This window comes from Peijinzhouia sedimentorum (genome assembly GCF_049340005.1).
Classification (GTDB): Bacteria; Bacteroidota; Bacteroidia; order Cytophagales; family Cyclobacteriaceae; genus CAXBDP01.
This window is the reverse complement of the sequence record NZ_JBMPIY010000003.1, coordinates 213,741-236,999: the sequence shown is the minus strand read 5'-3', so window position 1 is coordinate 236,999 and position 23,259 is coordinate 213,741. Positions and strand designations below refer to the sequence as shown.

The following is a 23,259-nucleotide window of genomic DNA, read 5'->3' as shown; positions in this document are numbered from 1 at the left end:
ATCTTACGTTATAGAGCTTTTTTAAAAATCATAATCATAAACACCAATTCCTGTATTTTCACCTTCTCTAGAAAGTAAGTAAATTTTCTGATTAGCTTCATCTACATTGAAACTATCAACCGGCTTGTCAAACGCTATTATTTTAACTGGCTTACCTTTATAATCAAAGATAATTATCTCTCTTCCATGAGCTCCTCGATCTGGCATGCCACTATACAAGCCAAAAATCAACTCAGATCCTAAAAACAAATCAATATAGCCAAGTTTGTTCCCTTCTCCTATGGAATGCATTGGATAACCTGGGCTATAATCTATGGAGTAATTATGATCCAAATTGTCTGGCCCAACTAGCCTCAACCAAGAATTGTCATCTAAATCAAGAATTTCAATAAAATCCCAATAGAGGGTAGCATATCCAAATTTTGATCTAATCTTATTTGTTTTTAATTGACCTTGGAAAACACTAATTGTAATTGAGGATGGTGTTTTAGGATCTTCTAACATACCCTCCCAAGTTCCCCAAGAATTTACGGTTTCATGAGAGGCGATATCAATTTCATGAAATTTTTCTTTTTTTGTTATTGGTGTTGATATAAATGAATTCTGATTTGAAAACTCAAAATATACTATTTCAGAATTTATAAAAGCATATTGCAAGATGCTATCTGGTTGAATGTTTAATTCATTGCTTTCTTTAATTTTAGGATTTGAGAGATCAAAAAAGGCAATTCTCCTATCGCCAATAGAGTTGACAATAATTTCGTTTGGTCTTAATGGTCTTTTAAAATCAAAAACTAATGAAACTTCTTTTGGGCCTTGGCCAATGCCACCAAACTGCCCAAGGTATGTTAAATCACTCTTACGAATCAAGTGCATTAGTTTTGGGGTTGCACGGTCACTCACTACAATATAATCATCTGTATGAGTGATTTTGGTTGGCTTGAGGAATTGTTCAAATACAGTAGTTTTTAATTGTATATTGACTTTCTCGAAATCAGCTCTCTCATTGATTATGACCTCCCTTGAAAATTTTGTTTCTGATGAAGAATTATCGCAGGAGATGATTAGTACTCCAAAAAGCAGAGTTTTTATTAAGGAGCGAATGGAGAAATCAGTTTTTTCTGTATTCATCTATTTGCTAGTTAATTTATCGGTAAAGAATAAACCACCAGACCAGGGTTTGCTTCTCCAACTGTAGTTGTATATTAAATTTTTTGCGCTTCCTACTCCTATGAATCACCTAATCAGTTACAATCTAAAACATTAAATTTAGTTTAACAATTAAGAACATAATTTGCATGAGAGATTTTCAGTTCAATCAATACAATATTTGAAATTCTTGTAACAGATTATGGTATAGAGGCTATTGTCCCTAACTAAATAGCAAGATGCTTATTAATGAAATATAAGGGATTTTAAGCATTATTTGCTTAACTCAAATAGGCTTTGGCCTGTCAGAGGAAGGTAATAAAATTATAAAATCAAACCCTTCTATTTATGCTTGACTCACACTCAATACAGCATACCAAACAACCACAAAGGAATTCTGTTGTTGTTTCCTCCCGCTATATCCAGTGCCAAGTAGGCATTGGGAACGCCTCTGATTTGTTCATTGGATTGGGAAGCAGCACCCACTTCAAATACATAGCTGTCGTCCACCATAAAATCACCGTATTTTGGAGCGGTTACAGAACAGAATATTTTACGCTTAATTGATTATAGAAAAAGGTTTTGCGGATTGCCTTGTTCGAGCAAGGCTTTCAGACTTTCCAATTAGATTTTCCAGTGAGTAGTTTTTGTAGAAAGCATTTTGAGGTTGGTTTATTTTCCTGTTTCGGAGTATAATGAATATCTCTTCAATCATAAACTGCAGATAATGTTTTGGTATATTTTAAAAATACTGCGAGGCGTTTCCTGTAATTAAAAAGTTCAATAGGAACAACACAGGAGCACTATGCGATGTATGGTGGATGAATGGGTGATTGTTGCTTATTGAATTTTTAAACACCAATTTTCAGTTTATTACAATGCGCTTTCCCTAAACTCATACACATCAAAAGTGATATGATTTTCAGATTCTTGTTGAGCACTTTTTCTTAAGGAGAGGATTTTATCACCAAAAGGATAAAGCATTTGATAAGTATTGTGTTCCAATGGAAATACCCCTAAAACTTCATTATCCTGATTGGCAATTAGTATTTCAAACTCGGGTACTCTTGATTTTATGGGATCATCGCTTTCCCAATCTTCTTCACTAATTCCTTTTCTTATTACTCTGGTAGATATTCCCAGTACGATCCGTGAATACCTGATGATAAGCCATTTGTCCAAAAAAAATTCTTATTTCCTCAATACTACTTGGTGAAGGCTTGCCTGAAGGATTGGTTAGTGGTACTCTGCTATCAGCATGATTTACGCCTGCATAGTAGGACTTAATATTAAAATCCTTATCAAGCGAATAAACGGAATCATCAATAGGGTAACTATACCAAAAAAGTTGACTATTATGATCGAAATAATTCATGATAATTGACAAATTATATCCCCAGATAGCTTTTTCATAGATTTTCGGATAAGGGAGTATGATTTCTAAGGTATCAGCTTGTAGGTCATAGGTTAAAAAGGAACTCGGCGGATATTCAACACCACTTTCATAAGCTAATCGGTCTCCTGATATATTAGCGATTACCTTGTTGTTTATTAATCCTAAATCTTGGCTAGGTTGGTCAAAAATATTGGTAAATCCATGTTGACCAAAATCTAATCTGTCAATGAATTTTGCGCCTTTAGTATAAATCGTAAGGAGTGACCTTTGGTTGGAAAGTAGCAAAATTGTATCGCTATCAGTAAGGGCAAAACTTGATACATTTCTGGTGCCTTCTGGTCCATCCCTAGGAAAATCAACCCACTTTTCAATTTTTCCGCTTTGGGCATTGTAGGTATAGAGCCTATTGATTTTTTTATTGAAGAGATAAATTTTCCTCTTTTCAATTTCTGGATGATTATCAACTTTAATATAACTATAGTCTGCGCCAGTTAATGTGTCAATTTCCAGCTGAAAAGTGCCTGATTTCACAAATTCATACTTGATGCTATTATCAGAATTGGAAGAGCAAGAGAAGAAACTTAATAGGAAGATACATGCTAAAATTGACTTAAAGGATATATTTAATTGATGAGGATGCATAGAAAATTTGGGTCTATGTTACTTAAAATTTCAGCTTTACTTAGGAAGGTTAAATAAATTAATGAATTAATATGCAAGTTCTTTAGTAGATAGTTTATAAATTTTGATAAATTCTTTTTCAAAATTGGAAATTATTTTAGCAAAAGGATTTAAGCGCTTTATATCAATAATTTAATTATTGAGTAGATGAAAAATAGCTATTTCTATTTTAAAGATCTGCTTTGAACAATGGATAGTTCTCAAATCAAATTATGAAGTATTTTTTTAGAATCGCCTTAATCATTCTATTTGCTGTAAGCCTTTATGGCTGCGGAAAAACTGAGCAAAAAGATATATCAGATTTAGAATCAAAAGTAGAATTTGGTTTGGTTGGTCAATGGAGCCACTTCTGTTCCTGTTTTCTTTGATAAACACCACCTAAATTAACTTGCAGTGCCCAAATTCAAAATGTTAAAATTATAAATATCTGATTTTAAGTATGTTAGTAAGCTAGAAAATTTTATGTCGAAAACAGGACAAGGCCATTTTCATCAATGAGAATAAGGTTATTCCTCTCTTTAGATTTGGAGGCTTTTCGCATTACCATGATTGATTTTTACAGGCTGGTGCGGCGATTGTGATCAGCCTTTATTTAAAGTAATCAAGGGTTCCGGGGAAAAAGTCGAGGAGCATAACGCTTAATTGGTTGTTTTTTCGTCCATGTATGCCAATTTTTATCCCATTCGCAGTAGCTGTTTTTATTGCTATATCACTTAGACTTCTGCGTTTATCGCTTTCCGGAACAGGGGCCACCTGGTATTTGATATTTATGTTTTCGCCATTAAGATTATTTATATTACCCACCTCAGCGAAATCCACAAAGGTTTCATAGGGTTTACTTATGCATAGGTAATGTTTCAAGAATTTTTGAATTTTTTCCTTGTTTTTTGGGTCAATCATTCGCTTTCTCATCTCCTCGGGTAATTTTTCAAAGCTTTCGTCCAGTACATAGAAATTAACTATAAAATCATTTGAATCGTAGTAATCCTCCATCCCGGCTGCTATAATTAATTGGTACCAATTAGAAAAATAAGTTGTCCACCCTTCTGCACTTAAACGAAAAGCCGCGAGTGCATTCGGTGTCCTTTCACCGGGAGACGATTCATTCCAAACCTGCAATTCAGAGGCTCTTTTTTTTAGCATATACTCATCCATTACTGCTTGTCCTAAGCTGGCGAAGGATATTTGGCATAAAAACATTAGGATCAATAGTTTGAGTAAACGTTTCATGGGGTTTAGAATTTAAGGTGAATCAAAAGAACGGATGTAAGGAGGTTGGTATGCTTACTTCTCCCAAGACCTGATCTGCTGAACCAAAAGTAACTCCGTATAATTTTTTATTTTTGAAATCAATGGTGAAATTTCTCAGGAGTTTGTCCAGTTTCAAGGAAGCTACCATTTCCATATCCCAATTGTAGATGTCGATCGATGGATCAATAGGTTCTTCTTTAGAAAATGGGCGATAGATAAGTCTTGGATTAAGAACGTAAAAATAGTCTGAACCTGCCTGCGCTTCTAAAGAAAGAAAAGGGAAGCCTTCAAACTTTCTTGAGCCTGAAAGAGACCAATCTAGCTGGGGAATTTTGCCTTCGGTTTGTTTTATTTCTATGAGTTGCAATTGATCGTCATAGGCGATCATATAGGGGTACATCCGTAAAATTTGCACAATTTTCCCGCTATTTGGGTTTACAATTAAGCTATTATAATAGGCCATTCCTTTTTCAGCAAGCCAAAAACTATCCCCACTTCCATCTGGATAACCAATATCCGGTTGAAAATCCATAACAAATAATTCCTCCCCACCAGGCAGCCACTTACCTATATTGTACTCCGCTTGAAGTCGATTGTAAAGAATGCTACCATCCTCAAGCTCTATAACGTCATTATACTCAGAAATCACCGCTGGGAAACTTTTTTCTTCTTGTAGATAATATTCATCATCCTGAGCCATAACTCGAAAAATACTTTGTTTTCTTTGATCAATTACTTTGATTAATAAGTTTGGTTCATCAACATAGCTAAGCATACCTCCTGCATGACCAATTTCATTGGGGCCATCGCCAAAACTACCCACCCAATGTTCTTTATCATTGGCCAAATCAATAATCTGGAGCGGATAATCCCCACAACTATTAAGAATGATAACTTTTCCTTGGGCAAAGTGAAAACCATCAGGCGCAAGGCAATGGATAAATATATCCTCATGTGGCTTAACCACCGCACTGTCCGAAACAAGCTGTACCAACTCAGTATTCGAGTTGTTACAGCTTGTCAAAAAGAATAAGAAAATGATGAATAGATATTTCATAAAAGTAATTTTTTATTGAGTAGTACCGTCGTTACTACACAGACTCGGAACTTGCCAGTTATCTGCTAATACAGATTGACAACCTTCTGGGCCTAGGGTACAGCGATAAATTGCCCACTCACCCGATCCGAAATCAACCACACTATAACCCGTTACGGTAGCTTTAGACGTTTGAAAGGTTAAGAAGGAAATGCCTAAAAAAAGGAAGGCGGATGCGAGAATTTTTACTCTTTTTTTCATGATTGTACTGATTTATTTTAATAATGATTAAAATATTAATGAATTAATTAAATAATTAATAAATATCAAAAATATTGACGCAAAAATTTTAATAAAAAATCGACATTATTTAAAAAAAGTAAAAATAAACTAAATATTAGTCTATTTTAACGTATGTTATTCACGCTTCTTCTTAGACCTAGTTCTTTATTTCGGTATCAGTTTAGAGCTGATATTAGCCATGGGATGCTTGTCTGTAGGAAAATTTGGCTTTAACATAAAAATGGCCATCCAAACCGGGCGGCCTTTATGTATAGGATTGTATCTTGGAAATTAATTCATGGTATCGCAAACCAACACATTTTGGACGGCTTGGAGAAAATCATCCCTTTCACCGTATCAAAATCATACGAAGGGTTTTTGTCATCGAGTACAATTCAGGCCATTCCTTTTCCGGTGGTTTTATCGATTTGCCTCAAGCCTAAAAGGCCATCTACATCAGGGAGAATAAGGTTATTCCTCCCTTTAGATTTGGAGGCACCTGTTTTCAACATTGCAGCACCCTAGCTTAAAATTTGATATTTAGTAAAGCCTCTTGCATAGGATAACTTTCAATAGTTGCTCTTTAATCTGCTTGTTTTTAGGCAGTCTGTAAGTAATTATCGATTGACTTAGAATCTGGAGCTCAGATTAAGAGTTATTTAGTGTTTTTATAAACTCTAAGGCACTATATTTCTCTCAATTTAAACTTCACCAACCTCATCCTCAGCCATCAGCTGCTTTTCATACAACTCTCGGTAGGCTCCGTTTTTCTTCATTAACTGTTTGTGAGTTCCTTGCTCGATGATGCGGCCATCATCAAGCACCACAATTTTGTCTGCTAGTTTGGCGGAAGATACTCTGTGCGAAATGATAATTGTAGTCCGATCCTGCATTACGCCTTTAAGACTATTCAAGATGGCGTTTTCCGTTTTGGTGTCAACGGCAGAAAGACAATCGTCCAAGACCAATATTTTAGGATCACGCGCAATCGCTCTGGCGATACTAACTCTTTGTTTTTGTCCACCCGATAAAGTGATACCTCTTTCACCCAGACGCGTTTCATAGCCATTCGGAAAGCGAGAAATATTTTCTGCTAAATCGGCATTTTCTGAAGCCTGAAGAACTTCATCCTTGCTGATATCATCCTTCCCAAATGCAATATTATTAGCGATGGTATCTGAAAACAAAAAGACATCCTGTGGCACATAACCAATCTGCCCACGAAGCGATGGTAATGAATAATCCTTAATAGACTGGCCATCTACCAAAATTTCGCCCTCGCTTGGATCATACATGCGGCAAATTAGATTTGCAATAGTGCTTTTGCCTGAACCCGTAGTACCAATAATTGCAATGGACTCGCCTTCGTCAATTTCAAAGCTAATATTATTGAGTGCTTTAATTCCTGAATCCGGGTAAACCAATGAAACATTTTGGAAGCTAATAGCTCCCTTTACCTCCCGCTCAATATTAAGCTCGGACGTGATATGATTCTCCGTTTTCAGAAATTCGTTGATTCTTTTTTGCGAAGCAGCAGCTCTTTGAACAATCGATGTAACCCAGCCTAGTGATGTCACAGGCCATGTAAGCATATTTACATAAATGATAAATTCAGCGATGTTTCCATAAGTGATATTTCCATTGATTACCTCAACCCCGCCGATATATACGGTCAGAATCACACTCAACCCAATAAGCGCCAAGATTAGCGGAAAAAAAAGAGAATTTACAAGCGAGAGTTTCAGCGATTTTTCTTTGTAGTCTTCACTGGCTTTATCGAATTGATTTAAGGAATCTTCCTCCCGCACAAATGATTTGATCACCCGAATACCTGAAAATGCCTCTTGTACAAAAGTGCTCAAACCAGATAAACTCTGTTGAATTTCCTCTGATCTCTTTTGCATAATATTGTTGACAAAGTAAATGCTGAGAGATAGAAATGGCAGAGGGATAAGCGCGTATAAAGTGAGTTTTGGGTTCACCGAAAGCATATAAGGAATCACCATAAAGAATAGTGAAATCAGATTGAGCCCATACATAATGGCTGGGCCAAGGTACATTCTCACTCTACTTACATCTTCCGAAATTCTTGCAATAAGGTCGCCTGTGTTATTTTTTCTATAGAAACTTAAGGGTAATTGCTGATAATGAGCAAATACTTCATTTTTCAAATCATACTCAATATGGCGTGACATTACAATAAGGGATTGACGAACCAAAAACAGGAAAATTCCTCTCAATAGAGCCATCACCAACATAAGGATTGCATATACAAGCACTGCACCTGCAATATTGGTATAAACATCCGACTGTAATTCAAAACCATTGAATACGAAATACAACTGAAGATTTTCTTGCACTAGGTCTATCGCATCACGTACAAGCTGCGCTGGAATAATGGCAAATACATTGGAGATGATAACGAATAAAATCCCTAGCAAAAGAAGATGCTTGTACTTGTATAAGTATTTGTTGAGGTAGCTGAGTTCTTTCACAAACGAGTCAAAATTTGATAGACGGATTTATTGATTACACGGATAGCATTGAAATAGTTTGAAAAATAATCTACTTTTGTGGCGGCTTAGAGAGTCGTATTTCCAAATATAATTTTCCTGCCACCCTGTAATCTTATTTCAACCACTATACAAAGGACGATAATGATAGAAGTAAATGAAATAGAAGGCGTAAAAAAAATCTCCGCTTTCGAAGAAATCAGCAAATTGGGTCATGAGCAATTGGTTTATTGCTACGATGAGCCTACAGGTTTGCGTGCGTTAATTGGCATTCATAATACTGTGCTTGGTCCGGCGCTTGGTGGTACAAGACTGTGGCATTACGAAAAGGAAGAAGACGCCTTGATAGATGTGCTTCGTCTGAGTCGTGGTATGACATTCAAAGCTGCAATATCTGGGTTGAACTTAGGCGGTGGCAAAGCAGTAATCATTGGCGATCCGAAAATGAAAACGGAAGCTTTCTTGCGTCGCTTTGGTCGATTTGTAGAAAGCCTTGGTGGTAGGTATATCACAGCTGAGGATGTGAATATGAGTACTCGCGACATGGAATATATTGGAATGGAAACAGACCACGTAACTGGCCTTCCTCAAGTTTTAGGTGGTGGTGGTGATCCATCTCCGGTTACGGCTTACGGCACATATTTGGGCATGAAAGCAGCTGCAAAAAAAGCGTATGGAAGTGATAGTCTTACGGGGAAAACAATTGCTGTACAGGGAGTTGGGCAAGTAGGTAAATATCTTGTAGAGTATCTTGCCAAGGAAAATGCAAAGGTTTATGTTACCGATATTTTTCAGGATCGCTTACAATTTGTAGCTAAAGAGTATGGTGCAACAATAGTTGGTCAGGATGAAATATATGATGTGAAATCAGATATTTTTGCTCCTTGTGCCTTGGGTGCAATTATCAATGACAATACAATTGATAGATTGAAGTGTGATATCGTAGCTGGTGCTGCAAATAATCAATTACATGAGGAAGAGAAGCATGGTAATATGCTTGTTGATCGCAACATCATTTTCGCACCAGATTTCCTAATAAATGCGGGAGGATTGATCAATGTGTACAATGAATACCTCGGCAATTACAATCGTGACAGAGCCTATGGCCAAGCAGAGAAAATCTATGATACTTGTACCGATATTCTCAACCTTTCTGAAAAGGATGGTATTAACCCGCAAAAGGCTGCAATAGCCTTAGCAAACAAGAGAATTAACGATATGGGAAAAGTAAAGCTTTCCTTCTGATAGTTTTTAAATTTTGAATTAATTCCCCCTTTTTCGTCTCAGTTTAAGGGGGATTTTTTTTTAATCTGAATATATCCCAGTATTCCCTTCAGGTTTTGTAAATTTGCACCCTAGATAAAACGTTCTTTTAATTCATGCTAAATCGCAGAGCCCTTAGAATTAAAGCCATGCAGGCTGTTTATGCTTATCAACAAAGTAAGCAGTCTGATTTTAACTTGGCTATCAATCATATCATAGAAGAGTTGCAGCCCGATCTACTTGCGGCCGAACCTGAGGATATGGAACTACTAAAAGTCTATCAAAAAGGAGCGGTCAATATCTTCAAAACCGACTTTCAGAATAGTCGAATTTCCTTTCCAGAGGATACGCCAAAACGTGCTAAAGATGCCGTAATCAACGCTGTGGCACATTTCAGAGGGTTAGTTCAAAAAGATGTAGAGCATCATCGCAAGGAGCTAATCGCCGAAACCCAAAAGATATTTCAGTCCTATTTGAAAAGCCTGAACCTCATCGTTGAGTTTGCAAATGCAGCAGACGAAGAGCTTAAACGTAAGCAAAAAGTTTTTTTCGAAACGCCGATTGATGCCGGTCAATTCAATTTGGTTGAAAATCGCTATATCAAAGCCTTTCAAGCAGATGAGAATTTTGCAAATGTGCTTCTGAGAAACCATGCAGATTGGAATCAAGATTCAGAAATGGTGTGGCAATGGTATAAGGATGCATTGAAGAAGAACAGTTCATACCTTGAATATATCTCCAAATCGAACCCGACAGCTGAAGAAGACAAAGACATACTTTGGGCTATTGCGCGGGAGGTTGTCTTCAAATACGATGGTATCAAGTCCTACTTTGAAAGTTACGAGCTCAACTGGTCTGAAGACAAAGAGATCGTAAAAAGTATGGTAAAAAAGACTATTAAAGATTTAGACTTGGAGTCTGAGCAGATTGAAGTAATGGAGCTTTCCACAAACTGGGAAGAAGACGATATTTTCCTCAAAACACTGTTCGACGAATGTGTAGAAAAGGAGCAAGAATACGAGAAATATTTCGAACATTTGCTTAAAAATTGGGAAGTGGAACGAACTGCCATGATGGATCGTATCATTATATCAATGGCTATTGCAGAAATGCTTAATTTTCCAGGGATTCCTGTAAAAGTGACAATTAATGAATATATTGAAATTTCAAAATTGTATAGTACTCCTAAGAGCAAGCAATTCATCAATGGTGTACTGGATGCAGTTGGAATTGAGCTGAAAGAGAAAGGAATTCTGAAAAAGAGTGGCAGAGGTTTAATTGATAATAAATAATATAAAAGACATATAAAATGAGTAAATCAAGCGGAACATTCTTTGCCTTCCTAGTGGGTGTAGCCACTGGAGCAGCAGTCGGTATTTTATATGCACCTGACAAAGGCACCAATACAAGGGACAAGCTGTCTTACAGACTAGATAAATACAAAAAGAAATTGGAAGAACTTGTTGAGGAACTTATGGATCAACAACAGAAACCGCTCAACAAAGCAAAAACAGACAGCGAAAAAGTAATCACAGATGCAAAAGAAAAAGCGGAAAGATTGCTTGACGATGTAGACGACCTTATCGGACAACTGAAAAATAAAAAATAATTCTAATCAACAATTCATTAAACTATGAAAGCGAAAATCCTAATTGCAGGCTTAATACTTGTCGGCATTTCATTTGGCTGCCAAGACAATTCTGAGCTCGAACAAAGAGTCACTAATCTTGAAAGAAGGTTGGCTGAAGTTGAAAATCGTGGTATCAATATGGAAAGCCGTATTCCACAAACCAATCAGGTAACTAGCCAACAAAATGCCCAAACGGGTCCTGCTCCATTGTTCAAATTTGAGCAAACCGAATACGATTTCGGAACTGTTCCTGAAGGTGAAGTTGTAAGACATACTTTCGAATTCGTAAATGTGGGCGAGTCTCCATTGATTATTCAAAATGCAACTGCAAGTTGTGGATGTACTGTACCTTCTTTCTCCAAAACTCCAATACCTGTGGGTGGAAAAGGTCAAATCCAAGTAGAATTCAACAGCTCAGGTAAGCCATTCCAGCAGAACCCAATCATTACGATTACTGCTAATACAAACCCTAGCATTTCAAGACTTTCAATCAAAGGCTACGTAGAGCCAAGAGCATAAACTATCTATAATGAACGCATTTATTTTAGCGCAAGCGGGTGGGGGTGATTGGATGGGACAATTACTCCTTTGGGGTGGTATCATCCTAGTATTTTACTTCTTTATGATCCGCCCACAGCAGAAAAAACAAAAGGATCAAAAGAGCTTCTCTGAGAGTCTGACTAAAGGCGCAATGGTAGTGACTATTGGCGGCCTACATGGGAAAGTCCTTACTGTTGAAGATACAACAGTAACACTTGAAGTAGATAAGGGAACTAGAATGGTGTTTGAGAAATCAGCCATTTCGCTTGATTCAAGTAAACAATACATGGATACTGCAAAGAAATAATACATGGGAGTACTAAGGTCATTTTGGAAATTCCTAGGTAGCCTTCTTACTCCTAAAAAGACGGATAGCTGGAAGGTGATTGTGCTATGTTTAGTAGTGGCAACCACCTTTTGGTTTTTTAATGCTTTGAACAAAAGCAATTACACCACAAGAATCAACTATCCATTCCAAATTACCTTTGATGATAGTCTTTATGTTCCGATCAAGCCTTTGCCAAAAGAAATCCCAATTGAGGTAACTGGCGGTGGTTGGGACTTGCTGCGTAAGTCATTCGGCTTCGAGATGAATCCTATTGTGGTGCCAGTAAGTAATCCAGTTGAGGCTAAGTATATTTTGGGCTCAAGCTTGAATCCGGATCTTACAGAAAGGCTTGGAGAAACTCGACTGAATTTGGTGCTTAGAGATACGATCATGCTCAATATAGAGCGAATTAGTACTCGTAAGCTAAAATTGGCGGTTGATACACTAAGATTATCTCTTGCCGAGAATTTCAAAGTAAATAATCCAATTCTTATTGAGCCCGATTCGATTGAAGTAACTGGCCCTCTATCGTATGTAAATGCCCTTCCAGATGAATTGATGCTGGATATTTCTGAAAGGAATATTTCTAAAGATTTGGTTACGGAGGTTTCGGTGGGTTCATTGGGGAGTAATCTTTATCAGCTTTCACCTTCAGCCGTTACAGTAACTATTGAGCTAATAGAATTTGGCATATTCGATCAAGAAGTAAAGTTAACTTTGCTGAATTTCCCTGATAATCCTGCCATATTTCCTCGTAGAACATTTGTGAAACTGAAGTATAAGGCGCCAAAAGACTCCTTTCCATCAGCACTTATTTTCCCTTGGGAAGTTGGTTTAGATTATGATCGTTTAAATCAAGAAGATTCAACATTACGGCCATATCTGATTGCTTATCCTGGATTTGCCAGAGAAATTGAAATTGATCCTATCGAGATTGAAGTAATTTTTGAAAGAAATGAGTAAACCATACTTGGTAGGCATCACCGGCGGAATAGGTTCTGGTAAATCTATCGTCACCAAAATATTTTCCCTCCTGGGAGTTCCCATTTACGATGCCGATTCTCGCGCCAAATGGTTGATGGAGAATGACGCAGAATTGATCCATTCTATAAAAGATGCATTTTCAGATAAGGCTTATTTGGAAAATGGAAAATTGAATCGCCCTTGGCTTGCAAGCGAAGTTTTTTCCAATCCTGAGAAGACTGAGCTAATCAACAGTTTGGTACATCCGCGGGTGGGTGAAGATGGTAAGCAATGGATAGCTGCAAATGCGAATCATCCATATTTGGTGAAAGAAGCCGCACTTATGTACGAATCGGGAAGCTACAAAGAATTAGATTTCATTGTGGCAGTGTATGCGCCAGAACGAATCCGTATAAGAAGAGTGCTTTTGCGTGACCTGAATAGAAGCTCAGAAGATGTGAAAAACATAATTGCCCGCCAAATGCCCGATGAAGAAAAGAAGAAAAAGGCACATGCTGTAATTGTAAATGACGATCAGCGATTGGTCATCCCTCAAGTAATCTCCCTTCACAAGCAATTGCTCAAATCAGCCCTTCTCTAGACTTATTTTCCCAAGAGAAATCTGATCTGCATAAAATTTCATCCGTGTGCAGCTGTGGTCTAAGATTAAAACTTTCTCTATCCTGTCCTCCTTGTGGTTGTAAAATACCTCCACATAAAAATCATGGTACAAGTATAAATTTACCTTGTAGCCATAATATCTGATGGCCACGATGAAATGACCTTCGAAATAAATAGTCCTCTTTTTTATTCAAGTTTAGCTAGACATGATCCCGAAAAGTATATACGTAGAATTTTAGAATACAATTGGAGTCGCACTTCGAGTTTTAAAGTAACTTGGACAAGTTGTTAAGTAAAATTTAACCAAACCTTTTACCAAATAAAAACACCAAGCATCTCTTATATCAAAGAGGTCTACATAATTTGATTTCGATGTAAAGTGCTTAAGGATCTTATTACGTTATTAATACTGAAAATATAAATCAATTAGCTTGATCAATAAAATAATTTTAAAGAATATTAAAACCCTATTTACCCGATTCAAAACTTGCTTTAGCCTGATCAAGGAAGGCCACAAAATTGGCTGGATTCAAATCGTAGGCTTTGGGTTGTATGAGTAATTCTTCTTGGTGGTTGAGAATTACGTAATAAGGCTGCGCATTATTGTTGAACTGAGTAATCTGGAAATCAGCATTTTGCTTGCCGATGGTTTTCTTCTCTTTGTTGTCGTATTCGCTTATGTACCACTGGTTTTCTGGCAAGGTACTTTTATCATCTACATACAATGCCACAATCACAAAATCCTCCCGCAGTCTCTGGAGCACTGCTGGATCGGACCATACGCGCGCTTCCATTTCACGGCAGTTTACACAGCCATGTCCTGTAAAGTCAATAAAGAGTGGTTTGCCTTGTGTTCTGGCGCAAGCTAATGCTTGTTCGTAATCGAAATAGCCTTGCAGTCCATGTGGCAATTCAAACAAATCAGCATATTTTGGAATATCGCAAAGCTGGTTTTCGCCATCTGTATAGGCGGTATTTCCACCTGCGAAAGTAAACATATTACTTTTCATTGGCGGGAGGTAACCTGCCAATCCTTTGAGTGGTGCTCCCCATAAGCCTGGCATCAAGTAGATAACAAAACCAAGGCTGGTCAGTGCTAATAATAGTCTAGGTACGCCAAGTTTTTCCACTTTATCGTCATGAGGCATGCGTATAAAGCCAAACAAATAAATAGTAAGCCCAATAAAAACAGCAATCCAAATAACCAAGAAAATATCCCTATCCAAAATGCCCCAATGGTACACCTGATCCGCAATACTCAAAAACTTAAATGCTAAAGCCAGCTCGAGGAAGCCAAGTACCACTTTTACGGTGTTCATCCAGCCACCGGACCTTGGTAGGCTATTGAGCCACTCTGGAAATATGGCAAATAAAGTGAATGGAATAGCAAAGGCCATCGAGAAGGCAAACATGCCTAAAATTGGCTTTAGGACTAGCCCTCCCGCTGATTCTACTAAGATAGTGCCCACGATAGGTCCCGTGCACGAGAAGGAAACCAATACCAAAGTGAAGGCCATAAAGAATGTTCCATAATATCCACCTTTATCTGCTTGCTTATCGGCATTATTTACCCAGCTACTTGGCAGCGTTATTTCAAACATTCCCAAAAATGCTAATGCAAAAAAGATGAAAATAGCGAAGAAGGCTACATTTGGAACCCAATGCGTACTGAGCCAATTCGCAAACTCAGGCCCACTCACTTTGGCTACAATGGTACCGGATATGGTATAAATTGCAATAATAGAAAAGCCATAGAAAAATGCTTGAATCAGTGCTTGTCTGCGTGATTTGGATTTGCCTGTAAAAAAGCTCACCGTAAGCGGAATCATCGGATAGACGCATGGAGTGAGTAAAGCGGCTATACCACCCAAAAAACATAAAACCATAAATGCCCAAAGGCTCATTTCACCAGTATTTCCATTTGCATCAATCGGCTCAAGCGGAATGGCTTGGCGGGCTTCAGTTGGTGAATTTTCTTCTACTACTGGTGGTGTAATTTGCTCTTCACTTTCTGTAGAATCAGCTTCACCCGCCCTAGCTGTTTCCTCACTGGCACTTCCAGAAATGCTAATTGCTGGAAAGGTAAAATCTTCATCGAAAGGAATACAGCGACTGTCATTCGGCATTTCTATGCACATCTGATAATCGATATTGCCTTTGATTTTTACGTCACTTTGCAGGATCCGAATTCGTTGGCGAAACTCCCCAGTGCCCATAAAATAGCTAATTTCACCAGCCCATACTTCGTCATATTTGCGACTTGGATCTATTGGAGTAAGCTCACCAATTATTTCGAAGGAAGGATGTGACTCCAGCTTCACTGTAGTAAGTGTTGGCCCTAAGTCCTTATCAAAGTCATTAGAATAGATATACCAATTTTGGGGAATATCTGCTTTGAAAATTAGCTCTACTTCATCACCAACTTTGGCTTCACTTGCATCAAAAGAATACGTCCATTTTGGTGGAGGCTGGATTTGTCCAAAACTGCTTAGCGCAAGAAGTACCAATAAGGAGGAAAAAACTACCCGTAAGTGTGACATATTGAGATAAATGGATTTATGGAAGAAAAAGTTCGGAGAATTACTTATTCATTTCAGCAAATCGCTTGTGGAATAAAGCTACCGTTTCAATTCCTTTCACAAAATTATACACTCCAAAATTTTCATTTGGTGAATGTATTGCGTCAGAGTCTAAACCAAAGCCCATCAGGATTGAATCGAGTCCCAATTCCTGCTGGAATAAGGCAACGATTGGAATGCTGCCACCCTCTCTAGTAGGAATTGGCTCTTTGCCCCAAGCCTCAGCAAATGCCGCACTTGCCGCACGGTAAGCATTAGAATCGGTAGAAACTACTGCGGGTTCACCACCATGATGAGGAGTGACTTTTACCTTTACACTATCAGGCGCAATGGCATTAAAATGCTTGATAAATAATTCTGTAATCTCTTCTGGACTTTGGTTTGGTACCAATCTCATTGAAATTTTAGCATGCGCTTTCGATGGCAAAACCGTTTTGGCACCTTCGCCGATATATCCGCCCCAAATGCCATTAACATCCAAAGTTGGTCTTACGCCGGTTCTTTCTAGTGTTGTATAGCCTGCTTCACCTTCCAGTGCAGTTACGTTCAATTCTTTTTTGTAGGCTTCTTCATCCCTTGGTGCAGCATTGAGAGCCGCTCTTTCGCTTTTGGTTAGCTCTACTACTTTGTCGTAAAAGCCTGGGATTGTAATTCGCTTATCATCATCTTGCAAGCTGGCAATCATTCTAGCCAATACATTGATTGGATTGGCCACAGCGCCACCATATACACCTGAATGAAGGTCGCGATTTGGGCCAGTAACTTCTACTTCGATGTAACTCATTCCGCGCAAGCCAACTGTAATCGACGGGCAATCAATAGCAAAAATACTCGTGTCAGAAATCAGAATTACATCTGCTTTGAGCTTTTCTTTATTCTCTTTGACAAATATGTTGAGATTATTTGAGCCAACTTCTTCCTCGCCTTCGATCATAAACTTAACATTGCAAGGAAGGCCGCCATTTTTCAAGAGTGTTTCAAAGGCTTTTATGTGAATATAAAACTGCCCTTTGTCGTCGCATGCGCCACGAGCGAAGATTTTTCCATTTCGGATTTCAGGCTCAAATGCTGGTGTATCCCATAAGTGAAGTGGATCGGCAGGTTGCACATCATAGTGGCCATATACAAGTACGGTTGGCAAGTTAGGATCCACTATTTTTTCACCATATACTATCGGAAAACCAGCCGTTTCACATATTTCCACATGATCTACACCGGCTTTCAATAAACTTTTTTCTACAAATTTAGCAGCTCTTATGACGTCATTTTTGTAGGCGCCATCGGCACTTACAGAAGGAATTCTGAGCAATTCGAAAAGTTCATCCAAAAAGCGGTCTTGATTGCTTTCTATATAATTTTTGATTTGATCCGACATGTGAAAAGCTATTTTTTGATTAGATATGTTTTATTTTCATCACCTCGAATGAGGCGTTTTATATTCTTTCTGTGGGTAAAAACTACCGCAACAAATAAAGCAAAACCAAATATAGGTAGTATTAGATTGTCCTGCTGAAAGCCGGGAACAAGCACCACAAGTAGTGGAAAACTCAAACTTGCCACCATTGAGCTAAGCGAAACGTAATTGCTGAGTAAAAGTGTAATAAGGAATATAAATACGCAAATGAGTGTAATTTCCCATTGCACGCCCATCATCATTCCTGCTAAAGTTGCTACACCTTTACCGCCTCTAAAGCCTGCAAATACAGGTAATATATGTCCAATAATAGCAATAATACCTAAAATTAGTTTCCACAAAATGAGCATTTCGCTTTCGATAATACCTTGTCTCAGTAAAATTAAGGCAACTGTGGCTGCGAGCAAGCCTTTGAGTATATCTACCAGCATCACAAAAATGCCTGCTTTTTTGCCTAAAACGCGGAATGTATTCGTAGCACCGGCATTGCCACTACCATGCTCTCGAATATCCAAACCAAACCAAATACGGCCTACCCAAACGGATGTTGGAATAGAGCCTAATAAGTATGCAGCTAAAACACAAAAAATATATATAAGCATAAGAATTTTTCAACGAAGAATACAAAGATAAGTTAATTGGAACCCTCAATCAATATTGTGGGAGGATAGAGGTGGCGCGAGGATTGTTGGTTTTCATTTTTAAATTGCCGGAAATCATGCCGACCAGAGGTTGGAGTTTACGAATTACCAGAATGAGTTTATATTTTACATAAAATCAAAAATTCTATCAATTTAATTAATATAAGGATAAGGAAATATTAGAAAGCTATTCCATTGTTAGGTAATTCGGGAGTATAGTTTGCCCTTTTCAATTTTGCAAATTTTCTAATTCTGTAAATTCAGCTTCAGACTTTTCCTCACGATCAATCAAAACCCACTCTTCTTCTTTTCGGATTTGATGGCAGCGGTATCCATATCCAAAGTGGGCAGCTCTTCACCACCACGATAAGTTTTGAAAAAGTATTCAACAAAAGCTTTAGCATCTCTCAGCTCACCTGGCTGAAATATTAGTTCACCCGCTGCTGCTGAATACAAATTGCTATTATGCTCTAGATATTCATTGGTAGTTTGTATAGAGGAATACACCACCAAGCTATTGTCCTCCAATCGGAAATATGCCCAAGTATTATTAGTCAATCGCACTAAGACATTTACAATGTCGCCAAATCCAGATTTTTTGATTTCAATATAAGCCTCAGCTTCAGCATTGATTTCACGCCTATTGAAATGGGAAATACCAACTGGGCCGGAGCTGTAAAAGGCCTTTTTATCCGCTGACCAGCGTAATTCCACATTGGAGAGCACCATTCCGCTAGCAATTTTCTCTGAAGCATCATAAAGTGGAGTAGCTTGTAAAATAGAACCTTGCTCCCATTTATTGGCTGCCACCTCTCCAATAAGATGCGCCACTTGGTAAGATATACCCGTCCTATCCAAAAGAGCGGGAGGTAATCCTTGCGACTCAGTCACACTCTTGAACGCAAAGCCCAAAGTATCCAAAAGTGTCTTTGGTGTTTTTAGGTTGAGGTGCAGCATAGCTTCCAGCTCGTATTCATTATTTTTCAGATTTCCTTTTCCTTTTCCGGCGCCTATTACACTTATAGGAGTGGCCTTTTCAGTGAAGTTATGGAGGCCTTCCCAGCGGATATCTGCTGTTTGGTCATTTAATGCAAAATAGGTTTGTGCTAATGCCATCGAGTTAAAGGCCATTTCGTCTCGAATGACATATTCATTGGTTTTGGTATCAAAACTCATTTGGCCTTTAGGCTTAAACAAATCATGGTCGAACTGATCCTTCTTATCTGATATGAAAGTGCCGTACATATTGGATAACCCGAAATGTAAGCCGGCGGAAACGGGCGTACCAAATTCTGTTACGCTTTTATCAAGATCAATCTGAATTCCCGCCATTTCTCCATCCGACTTATACTCAATCCATGACTTATTATCTGGGAAGGTTTGCAAATCGAGTTTGATGAAGCCGTCCATTTCCAAGGCTGGTTTGAATGCATACATAAACACATCACCTTTGTAGAAAACCTTCGGCGATATTTCCATGGCATCTTTTTCATTCACATAGCCTGCGCCAAAGGTGTAAGAGAATGAAGGATCCCCTCTTTGATCCTTTTGGCTACGCCATTCGAAATTGTCGAATCTAATGTTGAAAGTTTTGCCAGTTTCATTTTTATATTCATAAAATCCCGAACCATCAAATCGGGTTTTTGAAAGAATGGTAACATCTGCATTTACGATTTTATGGTACTCGTTAATAGTATCAAGAAGTAAGGTGGCATTTTTGAACGTACGGATATCTGCTCCATCACCAACGGAAAGTAGTCCGCCTTCAGGAATCAAAAAAGCATCTGCTACAGGTATTTTGGCTATTCCGCTAATAAGGATCTTCTTGGTATTCAAGTCATAAATGGCTCCAGCAGCATCAATTACTAAATCATCACCATCCGCACGTGAGGCAACAAAGCGGGAGGTTCCATCTAAGCCAAGTGGACTTTTAATATCAATTGTATTGTCATCAATATTCCATACAGCTTCCGACATTTCTGTTTTCATTTCTGTAAATGGGAAATCCAATATTTCTGAGATCCCATTCATTGGTTTTAAAACAACCTCATTATTCCCATTTTGGAAAGTAGCTTGTAGGTTGTTTCCTCGCATAAGTGGAAAATCTATTTCATCAGAATTTATCACTAATGAAGCGCTATCAGCACGGATAAAATCGCTACCCATACTCATAGAGCTTGAGAGAATTTCACCTTCTGATATCTTCAAAAATCCTCCCGCAAAAGTTCCACGATTGGTAATATCCACTTCACCTTCAAATTGCACCTTATCAGCAAATAGCGAAAAGGAATTGAGTGAATCTGTTGCCATACTCAATGTATCTCCACTTGTATTCCAAAGCATTTTTTGGGTCAATCCTTTTATTGCAGGAATAGAGAAACCATCATTTTTATAAGAAGGTAAATCGAAATTTACGTTGTTGGCAATCACTGAATCCATAAAGATTGTGAATGTATCGGAGGCCATCACACCATTGAATATATCCATTTTGCCAGCAGATTGTAAACCTAGACTACTCATTTTCAGCTGATCAAGTACTTTGGCTTTGCCATTGAAAATTGCTAAACCTTCAGCACCAAGATCTTTTATAAAGCCAAAAGATTTATCTGCCTGCACAGCCACAGTTACGTCAAAATCTTCGATGATATTGCCACCAATAAATCTGCCATCGAATTTCATATTACTTGCATCAGTGCTATTTGCACTATCGATGCGGAAAGGAGGCACTTCGAAATATATGCTTTCGTCATAGGCGCCACCGAGCACCTCGGGATTAGAAAAGTATATGACAGAACCTTCGTCAGACGAGAAAGCTGGAAATTCTGGCGACCCACTTCTGGCAGACTTGTTTTTGGGATTATCCAATATTATTGAGCCAGAAGTCTGCCTTAGCTGATTATTTACCCTCGCAGTTTTCGGTCCTGGAATTGAGTCGTTCGGATTTTGTGCTTGTGCTACGGTTAGGTTTATAGAATCAATTTTAGGTAAATCTACTTTGAATTCATCGTAGCTAAATTTGATTCCCTCGCCATTGAATTCATAGTTCCCTGCATTCATGGCGCCATCGAATTCTATATCACGATTGCCCGCAATTGATACTGATTGGTTCTTTGGTTTGATGAAAATGCCCTTTTGCTCACTGATAAAGAACTTCTCAACTCCATTAATATCCATTGCATTGGTGCCAATATTCAGAATCACATTTGAGCCTGCATTGGTGATAGATTTGATCAAAATCCGATCAAAATCCTTTTGTTGTCGGCTAGAAAGGACATAGTGGAAACCTTTGCGCAGAATAGTGATTCGTTCAAGTTCAGTGTCATATTCTACAAAGTTGGCCGTAGCCAAATTCATCATAGCATTGTGGATTACTTCTTTGCTTCGGCCAGTTTTAGCAATTAGATCGTAAATGGAAACGGTGGCATTGTTGATTTCCCTAGCATGACCAACAGCTACCAACAAGGGATTGAATTGATAAAACTCACCTAGATTATTATAGGTAGCTATATCAAAATAATCATGAGATTCGATTACAGCTGGGACTACATCTCGCCCGCTCAATATTTGAAAATGAATCTTGTCTTCAGCAGTATTCCACTTTAGCATATCAGCAAAAACATCCACTTTGAAATGGCTTGAAACAAATGGCGAATGCTGGAATGCCGAGCGATCTTTTACAAGTGTAAGTTCAGAATGATATGGCTTGTAGCGAAACTGAATGGAGTTATGATAAATAGAATCTCCAGAGTGGTAAATCACCATTCTACCACTAGTTGAATTGACTAAAGAGTCCTCGAAAACTACATCCCCCAAAGTTGCTCTTAATCTTAATTCCGCACCTCGAAAAATGAGCACTTCTGCATTTTCACCCGGCTCTAGGCTACTTTTTAATTCCTTTGCTTTGAGGGCAATTCCACCACGATATATAAAATCTGTTTCTGCGCGGATAATCAGTTCGATGTCATCTGCATAGCTGGTAAATCGTGGATAATCTAATCTGCCTTCTGGAGTTCGTAGTGTTCTGAAAACAAAGGAACCCTCCACGGTCTTCGGTAATTTTTCAGGATAGTGAAGGAGCGTATTCTCAGCAATTATTTCCGGATAATTGGTACGCATAGCATAGGTAATCAATTCGCTCACAACCATTTCAGGCTCATAGCCGGCTATTTGCCAGTCAATAGCGCCATTTTTGCCATGCCAGAGATCTTCCAAAATATACCAAGTACCTTCCGTTTCTGATATTTGAAGAGAATCTTGGCCTTTCACAATCAGCATATCGGTTGGCAAGATTTTAATCACTGGAGAGCCAGCTGCACCTAAAAGTTTTTGTTTTTCCTCAGTCCAACTTTTAATGTTGGGCAAATTGCGCGGATTGGTTTCAAAATCACGTTCGAGCATGGCAATTCCTGCATCCTGCCATTGGATGGTAAATTCCGGCTCAAAAACGTAAAGACTATTTGCTGTGCTAGAAAAGAGTGCGTGTTCGTCTAAAAAGGAAGTAACTCTATTGATAAATTGATTCCATTTGTATCTATCGCTATGCTGAATAAGGCGGGAGGATACGGAAAGTAAATTTTCTCTCTGTTCTTCGGTGATAAATTCTTCATCAAGAATTCTTGAAAAGAGATTGAAAAATCCACTCAAATCCGGTGCAGCTTCGAAGTTTTTGCTCCATGCTAAATAGGTCATATCAAAGAGAATTTCCTTTTGCTCGTCTGTAAATTTTCCAAACTCTGCATCCCAGTGGCGATTGAGATCGCGAGCCGCTTGGCTTGCTGCGGGATGTTGAGCCATGCCCATGAAGCGGGAAAATGTCTCAGGAAAATAGAAGAATAAGGAATCTCTTTCGGATTCAAAACGAGGTAGAAATACCGTATCTCCTTCTACTATCTCAAATTTGATTTCTTGAGTGAAACCAGAAAATGATAGTAAGAGGGAGCATAAAACCGTTATGAAAATCCTTTTTGACATA

General features: G+C 38.2%; 19 protein-coding genes. 7 read left to right on the top strand and 12 right to left on the bottom strand.

Going from position 1 to position 23,259, the window contains the following annotated elements; genetic code table 11:
- Nucleotides 1–21 precede the first annotated feature (21 nt).
- From ACOXY8_RS06620 to ACOXY8_RS06585, 8 genes are all read right to left on the bottom strand, one after another.
- The gene (locus ACOXY8_RS06620) at nucleotides 22–1,131 is read right to left on the bottom strand and encodes a BF3164 family lipoprotein (RefSeq protein ID WP_458330772.1); all 1,110 of its coding nucleotides are present in this window, start codon (nucleotides 1,129–1,131) and stop codon (nucleotides 22–24) included.
- A 381-nt stretch (nucleotides 1,132–1,512) separates the two neighbouring features.
- Complete coding sequence (locus tag ACOXY8_RS06615; RefSeq protein ID WP_458330771.1) at nucleotides 1,513–1,662, bottom strand: AAA family ATPase; 150 nt, start codon at nucleotides 1,660–1,662, stop codon at nucleotides 1,513–1,515.
- A 360-nt stretch (nucleotides 1,663–2,022) separates the two neighbouring features.
- A complete protein-coding gene (locus ACOXY8_RS06610) occupies nucleotides 2,023–2,331 on the bottom strand; it encodes a hypothetical protein (RefSeq protein ID WP_458330770.1) in 309 nt (102 codons plus the stop codon).
- A complete protein-coding gene (locus ACOXY8_RS06605) occupies nucleotides 2,255–3,076 on the bottom strand; it encodes a DUF4221 family protein (RefSeq protein WP_458330769.1) in 822 nt (273 codons plus the stop codon). The genes ACOXY8_RS06610 and ACOXY8_RS06605 overlap by 77 nt, the downstream gene beginning before the upstream one ends.
- Nucleotides 3,077–3,814: 738 nt before the next feature.
- Nucleotides 3,815–4,456, bottom strand: coding sequence for a hypothetical protein (locus tag ACOXY8_RS06600; protein WP_458330768.1), 642 nt, complete (start codon nucleotides 4,454–4,456; stop codon nucleotides 3,815–3,817).
- A 22-nt stretch (nucleotides 4,457–4,478) separates the two neighbouring features.
- Nucleotides 4,479–5,534 carry a hypothetical protein gene (locus tag ACOXY8_RS06595; RefSeq protein ID WP_458330767.1) on the bottom strand — a complete coding sequence of 352 codons (1,056 nt, stop codon included), beginning with the start codon at nucleotides 5,532–5,534 and terminating at the stop codon, nucleotides 4,479–4,481.
- Between the two features lie 12 nt (nucleotides 5,535–5,546).
- A complete protein-coding gene (locus ACOXY8_RS06590; protein WP_458330766.1) occupies nucleotides 5,547–5,774 on the bottom strand; it encodes a hypothetical protein in 228 nt (75 codons plus the stop codon).
- A 722-nt stretch (nucleotides 5,775–6,496) separates the two neighbouring features.
- Nucleotides 6,497–8,290, bottom strand: coding sequence for an ABC transporter ATP-binding protein (locus tag ACOXY8_RS06585; RefSeq protein WP_458330765.1), 1,794 nt, complete (start codon nucleotides 8,288–8,290; stop codon nucleotides 6,497–6,499).
- Nucleotides 8,291–8,452: 162 nt separating this feature from the next.
- On the opposite strand from ACOXY8_RS06585, the gene ACOXY8_RS06580 reads away from it, so the two are divergent.
- From ACOXY8_RS06580 to coaE, 7 genes are all read left to right on the top strand, one after another.
- Nucleotides 8,453–9,553: a Glu/Leu/Phe/Val family dehydrogenase gene (locus tag ACOXY8_RS06580; RefSeq protein ID WP_458330764.1), complete on the top strand. Its 1,101-nt coding sequence runs from the start codon at nucleotides 8,453–8,455 to the stop codon at nucleotides 9,551–9,553.
- A 134-nt stretch (nucleotides 9,554–9,687) separates the two neighbouring features.
- On the top strand, nucleotides 9,688–10,863 hold the full coding sequence (gene nusB / locus ACOXY8_RS06575; RefSeq protein ID WP_458330763.1) for a transcription antitermination factor NusB: 1,176 nt from the start codon (nucleotides 9,688–9,690) through the stop codon (nucleotides 10,861–10,863).
- Nucleotides 10,864–10,880: 17 nt separating this feature from the next.
- Entirely contained in the window at nucleotides 10,881–11,180 is a 300-nt protein-coding gene (locus ACOXY8_RS06570) for a YtxH domain-containing protein (RefSeq protein ID WP_458330762.1), read from the top strand.
- 24 nt (nucleotides 11,181–11,204) lie between these two features.
- Entirely contained in the window at nucleotides 11,205–11,720 is a 516-nt protein-coding gene (locus ACOXY8_RS06565; RefSeq protein ID WP_458330761.1) for a DUF1573 domain-containing protein, read from the top strand.
- A 10-nt stretch (nucleotides 11,721–11,730) separates the two neighbouring features.
- Nucleotides 11,731–12,048, top strand: coding sequence for a preprotein translocase subunit YajC (gene yajC / locus ACOXY8_RS06560; RefSeq protein WP_458330760.1), 318 nt, complete (start codon nucleotides 11,731–11,733; stop codon nucleotides 12,046–12,048).
- 3 nt (nucleotides 12,049–12,051) lie between these two features.
- The gene (locus ACOXY8_RS06555) at nucleotides 12,052–13,032 is read left to right on the top strand and encodes a hypothetical protein (protein ID WP_458330759.1); all 981 of its coding nucleotides are present in this window, start codon (nucleotides 12,052–12,054) and stop codon (nucleotides 13,030–13,032) included.
- Complete coding sequence (gene coaE, locus ACOXY8_RS06550; RefSeq protein WP_458330758.1) at nucleotides 13,025–13,633, top strand: dephospho-CoA kinase; 609 nt, start codon at nucleotides 13,025–13,027, stop codon at nucleotides 13,631–13,633. The genes ACOXY8_RS06555 and coaE overlap by 8 nt, the downstream gene beginning before the upstream one ends.
- 487 nt (nucleotides 13,634–14,120) lie before the next feature.
- Here coaE and ACOXY8_RS06545 read toward each other — a convergent pair whose 3' ends face one another.
- The 4 genes from ACOXY8_RS06545 to ACOXY8_RS06530 form a co-directional block, all read right to left on the bottom strand.
- Complete coding sequence (locus tag ACOXY8_RS06545) at nucleotides 14,121–16,193, bottom strand: cytochrome c biogenesis protein CcdA (RefSeq protein ID WP_458330757.1); 2,073 nt, start codon at nucleotides 16,191–16,193, stop codon at nucleotides 14,121–14,123.
- A gap of 40 nt (nucleotides 16,194–16,233) precedes the next feature.
- Complete coding sequence (locus tag ACOXY8_RS06540) at nucleotides 16,234–17,607, bottom strand: dipeptidase (protein ID WP_458330756.1); 1,374 nt, start codon at nucleotides 17,605–17,607, stop codon at nucleotides 16,234–16,236.
- Between the two features lie 8 nt (nucleotides 17,608–17,615).
- Complete coding sequence (plsY, locus tag ACOXY8_RS06535; protein WP_458330755.1) at nucleotides 17,616–18,248, bottom strand: glycerol-3-phosphate 1-O-acyltransferase PlsY; 633 nt, start codon at nucleotides 18,246–18,248, stop codon at nucleotides 17,616–17,618.
- 327 nt (nucleotides 18,249–18,575) lie between these two features.
- Entirely contained in the window at nucleotides 18,576–23,258 is a 4,683-nt protein-coding gene (locus tag ACOXY8_RS06530; RefSeq protein ID WP_458330754.1) for a hypothetical protein, read from the bottom strand.
- Between the last annotated feature and the right edge of the window lies 1 nt (nucleotide 23,259).